The 12,037-nt window shown below is 41.2% G+C and carries 5 protein-coding genes; all 5 read left to right on the top strand.

Annotated features, from left to right (window positions below):
- The first annotated feature begins 205 nt into the window (after positions 1-205).
- Complete coding sequence (locus AC1DNH_RS08765) at positions 206-556, top strand: L-rhamnose mutarotase (RefSeq protein WP_057935177.1); 351 nt, start codon at positions 206-208, stop codon at positions 554-556.
- 251 nt (positions 557-807) lie between these two features.
- Positions 808-4,911: a hybrid sensor histidine kinase/response regulator gene (locus tag AC1DNH_RS08760; protein ID WP_477625316.1), complete on the top strand. Its 4,104-nt coding sequence runs from the start codon at positions 808-810 to the stop codon at positions 4,909-4,911.
- 347 nt (positions 4,912-5,258) lie between these two features.
- Positions 5,259-6,146: a helix-turn-helix domain-containing protein gene (locus AC1DNH_RS08755; protein WP_057935175.1), complete on the top strand. Its 888-nt coding sequence runs from the start codon at positions 5,259-5,261 to the stop codon at positions 6,144-6,146.
- A 758-nt stretch (positions 6,147-6,904) separates the two neighbouring features.
- Entirely contained in the window at positions 6,905-10,108 is a 3,204-nt protein-coding gene (locus tag AC1DNH_RS08750) for a SusC/RagA family TonB-linked outer membrane protein (RefSeq protein ID WP_477625315.1), read from the top strand.
- Positions 10,109-10,110: 2 nt separating this feature from the next.
- Complete coding sequence (locus tag AC1DNH_RS08745; RefSeq protein ID WP_057935173.1) at positions 10,111-12,006, top strand: RagB/SusD family nutrient uptake outer membrane protein; 1,896 nt, start codon at positions 10,111-10,113, stop codon at positions 12,004-12,006.
- The last annotated feature ends 31 nt before the right edge of the window (positions 12,007-12,037 follow it).

The raw sequence follows: 12,037 nt of genomic DNA, 5'->3' as shown, positions 1-12,037 counted from the left end.
TCCGGTTTTAAGAGATTGATAAAAGCCTCAGGCATGGGTGGGTTGTATCAGTAGTGTTTACATAACCGGAGATTTACATCGGTCAGCTTACTTTACCCCATTGTTGGCTTGAATACTTACAATAAATGCCAAGGTTTAGAAAAATCTATTCTGCCCATCAGCGTCTCAATTGCAAGCCAAATTACTTTCAAATACACCTTTAAATATGAAAAAATACGCCCTTGCGCTTGATCTGATTGATGACGCTGCGCTCATTGCCGAATACGAAGACTACCATAAACATGGCTGGCCGGAAATAACGGCTAGCATTATTGATTCCGGAATTTTAAAAATGGAAATCTATAGGGTTTCAAATCGGCTATTTATGTCGATGGAAACCACCGAAAAGTTCAGTTTCTCACATAAGGCGCAGATGGATGAGAAAAATGAAAAGGTCCAGCAATGGGAAAAACTCATGTGGAAGTTTCAGCAACCTTTGCCCTTTGCCGACGAAGGAGTGAAGTGGGTACTTATGGAAAAAATATTCGAATTGGATTGCGCAAAACAAATTAAGTAAACGACCAGCCATTAATGAAAGCAGCGCTATGACTCTTCCCGCTAACCGCTAGAAAAAGACCTTCTTGATGGTGTACTGCACCTTATGCTGGTGTAGCTTTTGAAATGAGAAATCTTAAATGGGATCAAAAGACATCTTGGTCTGATTACAAAAATGAGCCCGTTTAGATAATCTTAGACACGTGAATTTTTATCGCCCTGTATGATATCCGCCTTTAATGTACTAAGTTTACCCACCAAACCAAGTATATTATGATGATTGCCATCAGAATGTTTTTTTCATTTTGTCTGATCATAATTAGCTTTCATGCTGCTTTTGCCCAGTCTATAAATGACGAATCCGTCAGCAAACGATGGTTAACTACCAAAAACTATACGATAGCCGATGGGCTTCCCTCAAAGAGCACTACTGCTACACTCCAGGATAAAAAGGGGTTTATATGGGTTGGAACCGAAAATGGTCTGTGCCGTTTCGATGGCTTTAATTTTAAGGTGTTTTCAAAGAAAATAGGTGATAGCACCTCCATTACAAACAATTATATCAACGCACTCTGTTTGGACCGTCAGGGCCGGATATGGGTGGCAACAATGGACGGGCTCAATCTGTTCGATCCGCTTTCTGAAACTTTCAAAAGATTTTTCCACAACGAAAAAAAGCCAGGCTCTTTAAGCAATAATAAGGTATGGTCTATTTTGTGTGATAGGGAAGAAACCGTTTGGATTGGTACCGATGATGGATTTAATCAGTATATACCCGATCGGCAACAATTTCGCATTTATAAGCCACATCCCACAAGACCAGGCAGTATGGTAGGCAAATCTGTTAACGCGATCATCCAGGATGACGGCAACAATTTATGGCTGGGGAATTGGAGCGGGGGGCTTAACAAATTTGATAAAAAAAGCAGGCTCTTTACCAGCTTCCGTCAATATCACGTCAATGGAGAGAAAAATCCAAATGACATTTGGTCCCTCAGTTACGCTTCAAATGGAAGTATATGGGTTGGAACCTATTGGAACGGTCTTTTTAGTTTCGACGTAAAAAGCAGTAAATTCTCTAAGATTCAGCATCCGGAAAATGAAACATATTCCGTCTTCAGTATTATGCCCTTGGATGACAGATCGCTGCTCATTGGGGGTAGCAACGGTTTTTATCGCTATGGTATACTGTCAAAAAAGTGGGAAAAGATCGGTAGCATAAAAAACTATGCCAACGGTGAGTCGTATAAAGACGTGAACGGTATCGTGTGGATAAATGCAGTAAACGGACTGTACAAAATAGATCATCAGCGTTATAATTTAAAAATTAAGCCACTGCCGTTTGGAAACAGGGGTATCAGCAGTATGCTTGTAGGAGATTCATCAATTTGGTTCGGCACTGATAATGGCCTTTTTAAAGTTGAAAGAAAATCTGGAAAAACACAGCTGTTTACAAAGAGCCAAGCAGCTAACAGTCTTACAAGTAATAACATAAGTGACCTTTATTTCGACACCAATGGGATTCTCTGGATATTAACAGAGAACGGTTTTGATAGCTACGATGAGCGTAAAGCTGTCTTCACCCACCACTATCATCACTCTTCAATCGGTAATCTATTTAACGAAGATGTTTTCAGGAGTATTTTAGAGCTTGATAAAGGCGTATATGTTCTGGCGACTGATGCAGGAATAAAGATTTTTGACCGGAATAAAAACAAATACCAGCATTTCTATAACCAGCCTCAAAATGCGCTTTCAATAAATAATAATCACGCTTATGTGCTCTGCAAAGCTTCTGATGGTAGGATTTGGGTAGGGACTTATGGTGGAGGGGTAAATATATTCGATAGAAAAACTGGTAGCTTCACGCAGGTCACGACTGATAATGGATTAAGCAGCAATGTTATAAATAAAATTTTCCTTGACACTAAAAAGAATATTTGGATCTGTACTCCTGATGGATTAAATATGTACAATCCACGCACAAAGCAGTTTCAGGGCTATTCGAAAAGGGAAGGCTTTTCCAGTAATATCTTCAAAGATATCATTGAAGATAGCCAGGGAACCATTTGGCTGATAACCGAGAACGGTATATCCAGCTTGGTTCCAGCGACCAGTAAGGTTAGGAATTTTGATGAGGCTGACGGGTTTTCGGTAAATGCTATTCTTGGGCGTAACGGCGATTCTATTTTTGTTGCCGGAAGCAAAGGTTATATTGCTTTTCACCCTAAACAGGTTACCTTAAATGAGGGCAGTCCCAAAGTTTATATTACCGATTTTATGGTATTTAGCAAATCCGTGCTGCCAAAGCAAACAGGTCCCTTAAAGGAAAACATCAATACTGCAAAAGAAATTGTCCTTGAGTATGATCAAAGTGTTTTTTCGTTGGAATTTGTTGCACTAAATTATGCCGATCCGATGAAAATAGAATATGCTTACCGGTTAGTGGGCTTCGATAAAAAATGGAATGAGGTAGGCAATCAGCGTAATGCTACTTATACAAATCTGAACCCCGGAGTCTATCGTTTTGAAGTAAAGGCGACCAACAGTGACAGGGCCTGGAACAACGAAGCAACAACTTTGATTATAAGGATCAGATCTCCATGGTATCTGACATGGTGGGCTTATGTGATTTATACTATGCTGATTCTTCTAGGGGCCGGGATTTATATTTCTTACCGGAGAAAACAGGAAAAACTGAGATATGAGATAAAGATTGCCCATCTCGAAAGTGAAAAGGAAAAGGAGCTCAATGAAAAGAGATCGACATTCTTTACAAACATTTCGCATGAATTCAGAACTCCCCTCACACTGATCATCAACCCCGTAAAGGATCTTCTCCATCAGGATGGCAGGTACCTGGATACCCGCAACATGAATATTATCTACAGGAATGCTAAGCGTCTGTTAGGCCTTGTCGATCAATTGCTACGCTACAGTAAGGTGGATGCGCAGGGAGATACCTTAAAAACATCAGGAGTTAATATTGTTGAACTGGTGAAAGAGGTTTATCTATGTTTTGATCATCAGGCAAAATCAAATAGGATCGATTATTCCTTTCATAGCTCTTCAGCGGCCATTCAAATTATTGCCGATAGGGAAAAGCTTGAGATTGTGATCTTTAATTTACTCTCAAATGCCTTTAAGTTTACGCCAGAGGGTGGAAAGATAGGGATAGACATAAAGGAAAATGATGCTGATGTTACTATAGAGGTGAAAGATTCGGGATGTGGCATCAGCCCTGAAGCACAGGAAAAGATTTTTAACAGATTTTATCAGGAACCTGCAAAAAACAGGTCGTTTGGAGGTGGTTTTGGAATAGGACTTTATTTGGTTAAAACCTTTGTAGAACTGCATGGGGGAAAGATAAACTGCCTTAGTGATGCACATTCCGGAACAACCTTCCATGTCCAGATCTTAAAAGGCGGAAATTATATCAGTTCTTCTACGATTGATACCGATGTCGAGCAAGATCCGGGATTTTTTAAAGCGCTTGATCAGCATGGACTGGAAATTGCCGTTGAGCAGCATGATGAACTGTTGCTTAACGATTTTGTTTCCGAAGAAAGAAAATCTATTCTTATTATCGATGATAATGAAGAGATTGCCAGTTACCTCCGTCAAATTTTTGCTAAGGAATATCACATTCTACAGGCCTGGAATGGAGAAAGTGGCTTATCGATTATACGTGAGCTTCTCCCTGATGTGGTAATCAGTGATGTAATGATGAATGGGATCGGGGGGATTGAACTTTGCCAGAAAGTAAAAGAAGACGAATCTATCTGCCATATTCCCATCGTACTACTCACCGCGAATACTTCTGAAGAAGTCAAATTAAAAGGTATTGAAAGCGGTGCGGATGATTTCATCAGTAAGCCATTCGATAAGAATCTGTTAATGGCCAGGATCGCGGGTATCCTCAGAAGCAAAAACAGCCTGCAGAACTATTTTTATAGTGAAATCACGCTGAATCCCAACAGCTTAAAAATATCCGCAGAATATAAAGACTTTTTAAAGAACTGTATCAGTATTGTTGAGCGGCATATTGATGACCCTGATTTTAATATCAAAACATTAGCCGAAGAATTGGGAATGTCCAGAGAGAATCTATATAAACGGATCAAATCCATTTCCGGACATTCATCCAATAGTTTCATACGTTTCATACGTTTGCGCAAAGCCGCCGAAATTTTTATTAGCACCGAAAATACCATTAGGCAAACCATGTACAGCGTTGGAATGAATGATATAAAATACTTTAGAGAACAATTCAAAAAAGTATTCCTGATGAACCCCTCGGAATACATCAAAAAATATAGAAGAGTCTTTTCAAAGACCGTTTCAGTCAACCAGGATCTTAAGCGTAAAAAAATATAACGGTACACTGTTAAGCCGCTCTCCCTATATTAACTTTTTTTCAACGGTAAGGTTAGCCAAGTCTGACGCATATTGTCCCTTATTTGTCAATCCAAAAGACACCCCCTCCGTTTGCCCCTCCAATTTTACCTGTTAGCCCCCCCTTTCTAGTTTGAAATAGGCTGAATTTAGTGAACATTATCAATACTGATCATTGAACTGTCGTTTCCTTTCTATCACGGGACTCCTGCTTTTAAAGGTTGGTATGATTATACTTTCTGACAGCAAATCCGCGATAATGAGTGGATGGCAGAAATTATTAAAAACCGATTATCAAATTATCAATAATTAAAGAAGGCAATATGACAATGAATAAACGGCTCATCAGGCATTCTTTTCGGCTGCTGAACGTCGACTACGTAAAACTCGGAAATAAGTGGAACTTCAGAAATGTAATCAGCCCGTATTATAGACTGTATTATATCGATGAAGGCGAAGGTGTAATATCCGGTCCGAACGGTTCACTTAGCCTAATTCCCGGTAATCTCTACCTCATTCCCAGTTTTACGCTCTGTAACCTCTATTGCGAACACTTTTTAAGCCAGTATTTTGTTCAGTTCTTTGAAGATTCGGCAGACGGGATATCGCTGTTTTCCAATTGCATGGAAAGTCTGCAGATTGAGGCAAACACTAACGATATCGCCAATTTTAAGCGACTCATCGCTATTAATCCGGGCAGAGGGATCAACAGGTCCAACGATCCAATGGTGTATGAAAAAGATATTTATTACAAGGAATACACCGAGCTGAATAACCTTCAGAGTATTGCTGTGCAATATGAAACACAGGGGATTATTTTTCAGTTGATATCCAGATTCTTAAAACCGGAAATATTTCATAAAGACAAGATTATTGCCAAGCCCTCTGCAGTGATGGATGCCATTGGTTATATACAGATCAATCTGCGGACACCGCTTAAAGTAAGTCATCTTGCGGACCGGGCAAATTTAAATACAGATTATTTTTCAAGGCTCTTTCACCGCTACACAGGTCAAAGCCCCGTGAACTATATCTTGCAAAAAAGAATAGAACGGGCCCAGTACCTCATTATTACCAGTAAAAAACAACAAGATGAAATTGCCGAATTAACTGGATTTGAAAATGTCCATTATTTCTCCAGGGTTTTTAAGAAGCTTACCGGACTAACACCAGGCGCTTACAAAACGCAGAATAAGACATTGAATTTTATTGATTGATCCCATGGGATTAATGCACATCAATTTCATGCTGAACATCATTTAATTTTCATTGAACAGCACATCAAAAATCGGAAAAGTATAAAAAGAAGTCTGTTTACAATAAATCATATCGCCTGATTAGATTTTATATTTGATCACATCATTAACCGGCTGTTATGGATGTATAACCAAATATTAAAGGCAACAGGTTTTGCCATTACACAATTAATTTTTTAATACCCACTGCGGATTTTTGAGTGATCTGATGAAGGTCATGGTCAGCCAGATGGATATAAAAGTACCAACTAACGCGACAATTATGAGAAAACTATTACCAGCCCCGTCTGCAACTTAAGGTAGGCCATTACAACCATTTCGTTTTTCTGTTTGAACCCTGTATGTCGGGGTATAAGGAACTGCTTTGACTCTTTTTTAGGCACTTCAAATGAAAAGCGACTATAACGAATTAAAGGTTCTGCTTAAGACAAAATTATGGTTTATAGCGCTTTCAGCACTGGTAAGCAGGTAAATGCAACCACAGGAGTATTAGATGGGGAATTTAAAGTGATCAAGGAAAGAATAGGCGCGCCGTTTCATCTTGCAATCAGCTGTCGGGCCCTTGGGAAAGGAATTTTACCGATCATTCCCAATTTAAAGAATACTGCTGGTAGTTGGGCATTGAACAGGCTATTTGGCGTATTCCACTTATTAAAAAACCAACCGATTAACCAAATATAAACTAAATGAACGTGAATGCTTTAATGAAGTATGTTGCTATGAAGCGACGAACAACGCCTTTTCTGGGATCGAAGAAGAGAACCAGAGTCAATCTGTTCTGCATACCTTTTTTGATTTTGGGCTTATCCAGTCCAGAGACCGCCCGCTCCAAAACTACCGGTCACACTCCCTTTTCCGATATTTATTTTTTACGGGATGAGATTGTAGTCAAAGGAACCATAAAAGATGCTCAGGGACCGCTTCCAGGTGCAACCGTTACGCTGAAATTTGCCAAAATAGGGGTACAGGCAGATAACGATGGGAAATTTAGCCTAAAGGTTCCCGCAAATGGTACCCTGGTTTTCAGTATGGTCGGATATAAGACCAAAGAAGTGGAAATTAAGGGCGAAAGTACAATAAATGTAGTGATGGAGTCCCTGAATGATCTTGATGAGGTAGCCGTAGTCGCTTTTGGTACGCAAAAGAAGTCCAGCATGATCAGTGCGATTACCACCATCAACCCAAAAGACCTCAAAGTTCCATCCAGTAACCTGACGACTGCATTGGCAGGTAAACTGGCGGGAGTTATTGCCTATCAGCGCAGTGGAGAGCCTGGACAGGACAATGCATCCTTCTTTATCCGCGGGGTAACAACTTTTGGGTATAAAAAAGACCCGCTTATACTAATAGACGGAATTGAGGTTACCTCAACCGATCTGGCCAGAATGCAGCCAGATGACATTGCCAGTTTTTCCATCATGAAAGACGCTACAGCTACTTCCCTTTATGGCGCTAGGGGCGCAAATGGTGTCATCCTGATTGTGACAAAAACAGGTGAGGAAGGGAAAGCAAAAATCCAGGTCAGGTTTGAAAATTCTACATCTGAAAATACAAGAAACCTGGAGTTTGCAGATCCCATAACCTATATGAAACTTGCAAATGAGGCTGTTGTTACCCGCAATCCCTTAGGCATACTTCCATATGCCCAAAACAAGATCGATCAGACCGCATTGGGTGCCAATCCTAATATTTACCCTTCAAATGACTGGCGGACAATGTTACTTAAAAACCGTACGAACAATCAGCGTATGAATTTTAGTACCAATGGTGGCGGTAAGGTAGCCCGTTATTACATAGCAGGTACCTACAACAATGACAACGGTCTTCTTAAAGTTGATGAACGTAATAACTTTAACAGCAATATCAGCCTTAAATCCTATCAGTTACGCTCGAACATCAATATCAATATGACGAAAACCACAGAAGTCATTGTGCGTTTAGCCGGAAGTTTTGATGACTATACAGGGCCGATAGACGGTGGAAGCGGGTTGTATACCAAAATTATGAGGAGCAATCCCGTTTTGTTCCCTGCATATTATCCGGCAGGCCAAATGCCAAAAACAAACCACATTTTATTCGGAAATTCAAGTAACGGACTGCTGATCAATCCTTATGCAGATCTGGTGAAAGGTTACCGCGATTACTCAAGATCGCTGATGAACGCACAGTTTGAGGTGAAACAGGATCTGTCATTCATCACGCAGGGCCTTTCGGCGAGGGGCATGTTCAATACCTCCCGGTATTCTTATTTCGATGTCAGCCGGAATTACAACCCTTTTTATTATTCGGCCAGTGGCTACAATAGCCTGCAGGATACTTATGGTTTAACCCTGCTGAATGAGGGTTCGGCGACCGAATACCTGAATTACAACGAAGGTGCAAAGGATATCAATACGACAACCTACATGGAGGCTGCGGTAAATTATGTGAAGCAGATTTCGAAAGTAAATGATATAACGGCCCTACTGGTATATCAAAGAAGGCAACAGCTCTTTGCAAACAGCGGTACTCTGCAAAAATCTTTGCCATACCGTAATCAGGGGGTGTCTGGACGTTTTACTTATGGCTATAACAACCGTTACCTCGCCGAACTCAGCTTTGGCTATAATGGATCTGAGCGTTTTTTCAAAACTGAAAGGTATGGTTTTTTTCCCGCGATAGGGCTTGGATGGCAGGTATCCAATGAGAAATTCTGGAAACCGATCAGCACTATCGTCAGTAAACTAAGGTTAAAAGCAACCTATGGAATTGTTGGGAATGATGCTATCGGATCACCGGAAGACCGTTTCTTTTATCTTTCAGAAGTTAACTTGTCCGATGGAGGCAAGGGTGCCAGGTTTGGTGAACAATTTGCCTATTATAGGCCGGGAATAACTGTCAATCGTTACGATAATGCTTTTATTACATGGGAAAGGGCAAAGAAATTCAATTTTGGTACAGAGCTGACCCTGTTTAACGATTTCAATTTGCAGGTTGATCTTTTCTCTGAAACCAGGGATAATATTCTAATGGAACGTGCCGCTATCCCAAGTACAATGGGGCTTGCGGCAGCCATCAAAGCTAATACAGGAAAGGCTAAAGCGAATGGAATAGATATCTCAGCCGATTATAACAAAAATTTCAATACATCTTTATGGCTGCGTCTGCATGGGAACTTCACCTATGCACACAGTGAATTTTTACAGTTTGAGGAACCTCAGTACAAAGAAAGTTATCTTTCCAGGATCGGGCAGTCGCTTAATCAGAATTATGGCTTAATTGCAGAACGGTTATTTATCGATCAATATGATGTGGCCAATTCTCCAAAACAGACCTTCGGCGAATATGCAGCGGGCGATATCAAATACCGGGATGTAAACGGAGATGGTCAGATTACCAACCTCGACCGGGTACCTATCGGCCTGCCTACCGTTCCGGAGATCATTTACGGTTTTGGCTTCTCTTCAGGATATAAAAACTTTGATCTGTCGGTGTTTTTCCAGGGGTCTGCCCGTTCCTCATTCTGGATCGACACCAGGGCCACAGCACCATTTGTTCCTTACAACTATCCCGGTGAATCATTGGGGGGGACACAAAATGCATTGATCAAAGCCTATGCAGACGATCATTGGTCTGAAGACAACCAGAACCTCTATGCGCTTTGGCCCCGGTTGAGCGACAGTCAGAACAATAACAACGTACAGACAAATACCTGGTTTATGCGCAACGGTTCATTTTTACGGTTGAAATCCGCTGAAGTAGGTTATTCAATCCCAAAAAAAATAATCAACAGGGTTAAGCTAAGCAATGCACGCTTTTATGTGAGCGGAACTAACTTATTGATTCTTAGTGGTTTTAAGTTATGGGACATTGAAATGGGTGGCAACGGCTTAGGTTACCCGGTACAGAGAGTTTATAATGTGGGTATACAAATAGGATTTTAATTATGAAAAAGACAAGCATATTTTTGGCAGCAGTTATCTTAACCTTGATAATCTCCTGCAAAAAAGATTATCTGGATATCGTTCCGGATAATATCGCAACAATAGAAAACGCATTCACCAATCGGAATGAAGCTGAAAAATACCTGTTTACCTGTTACTCTTACCTGCCCCAGGAAAGCAATGTCAGTCAGAATCCGGCAATGCTGGCCAGTGATGAGTTCTGGACTTATTGGCCTATTACTTCGCTAAGCCGGCTCCCGTCTTACCCTCAGCAGATCGCCAGGGGCAATCAGTCCCTTACATCGCCTTTGCTCAATTACTGGGACGGTGAGCAGGATGGTAAAGCCATCTACAAAGCATTGCGTGACTGCAATATTTTCCTTGATAATGTAGACAAAGTGCCAGACCTGGATCCATCACAAAAAAATATATGGACAGGCGAGGTGCAGTTTTTGAAAGCTTACTATCATTTTTATTTGCTCAGGATGTATGGGCCGATTCCAATCATCGATAAAAACCTGCCCATTACCGCAACAACCGAGGAGGTAAGGATAAAACGTGAGCCGGTTGATAAGGTATTTGACTATATCGCAGGATTAATGGATACCGCTGCTGCCAAGTTGCCCATTACCATTCAAAACCGCTCTTCTGAACTAGGTCACATTACCCGCCCGATTGCCATATCCATAAAAGCAAGGGTATTAACATTGGCCGCAAGTCCGCAGTTTAATGGAAATTCGGATTATAACGGATTAAAGAACGCTGATGGGACAGCGCTGGTAAACTCAACTTATAGTGTCGCGAAATGGAAAAAAGCTGCGGATGCCTGTAAACAGGCCATTGATCTTTGTGAGCTTGCAGGGATCCGTTTGTATAAATTCAATTCTGCATTAACCAGCATATCCGATAAGCTCAAGAAGGAGATGGATATTAGAAACAGTGTCTGTGAGCCTTGGAACCAGGAATTGATCTGGGGTTTTACAAATGGAACAGGATCGGGGATACAGCTTCAGTCGATACCAAGGCTCGATGCTGCTAGATCGGGCAATGAGAGTTTATTGGGACAACTGGCGCCGACAATACGCATGGCCGAACTGTTTTATACCAAAAACGGAGTGCCTATTGCGGAGGATAAAAATTGGAACTTTTCTGACAGATACAGTCTAAAAACTGCCTCTTCTTTAAATGGGGATTATCTGCAGGATGGCTACACCACCTCTGCACTACATTTCGACAGAGAACCCCGGTTTTACGCAGATTTGGCCTTCGACGGCTCTTTATGGTATATGCAGAATAAAACCTGGCCGGTACAGGCTAAATCAGGGCAGGGGCAATCAAGGCGTGCAGCATTTGGCTATTCAATTACAGGATACTTTACCAAAAAGCTCGTCAACTGGAAGTTTGTGATACAGGATGGTCTGAGTTATACCCAGGAAGAATATCCTTGGCCTTTGATGCGTTTAGCCGATCTGTATCTGTTGTATGCCGAAGCATTGAACGAGGCAAACGGCCCTTCGGAACCGGTTTATCAATACCTCAATCTGGTTAGGGAAAGAGCAGGTCTGCAAACCGTTCAGCTATCCTGGGATACTTATTCCAATAACCCTGGCAAATATAAAGATCAGGCAGGGCTAAGACAGATAATCCATCAGGAACGTGGAATTGAAATGGCATTCGAAGGGAGTAGGTTCTGGGATCTAAGACGGTGGAAAGAAGCTTCAGCAACGCTCAATACTCCAGTTTATGGATGGGACATTGAGCAGACCGATGCTACTGGGTATTATAGGCCAAAACTGCTCTTCAACCAGAAGTTTGTAGCGCCCCGTGATTATTTGTGGCCAATAAAAGAATACAATACGATTGTCAACCCCAATCTGGTTCAAAACCCTGGTTGGTAATTAATTATAGGATAATTTAATAATTGAATGT

It is taken from the genome of Pedobacter sp. 01N310 (assembly GCF_056399805.1).
Note: the sequence above shows the minus strand (reverse complement) of the source record. Positions and strands in the feature narration are given on the sequence as shown.

Excerpts from the sequence above, each read along its gene's own strand:
- AC1DNH_RS08765 (WP_057935177.1), top strand. The coding sequence starts at position 206 with ATGAAAAAATACGCCCTTGCGCTTGATCTGATTGATGACGCTGCGCTC.
- AC1DNH_RS08760 (WP_477625316.1), top strand. The coding sequence starts at position 808 with ATGATGATTGCCATCAGAATGTTTTTTTCATTTTGTCTGATCATAATT.
- AC1DNH_RS08755 (WP_057935175.1), top strand. The coding sequence starts at position 5,259 with ATGAATAAACGGCTCATCAGGCATTCTTTTCGGCTGCTGAACGTCGAC.
- AC1DNH_RS08750 (WP_477625315.1), top strand. The coding sequence starts at position 6,905 with ATGAAGCGACGAACAACGCCTTTTCTGGGATCGAAGAAGAGAACCAGA.
- AC1DNH_RS08745 (WP_057935173.1), top strand. The coding sequence starts at position 10,111 with ATGAAAAAGACAAGCATATTTTTGGCAGCAGTTATCTTAACCTTGATA.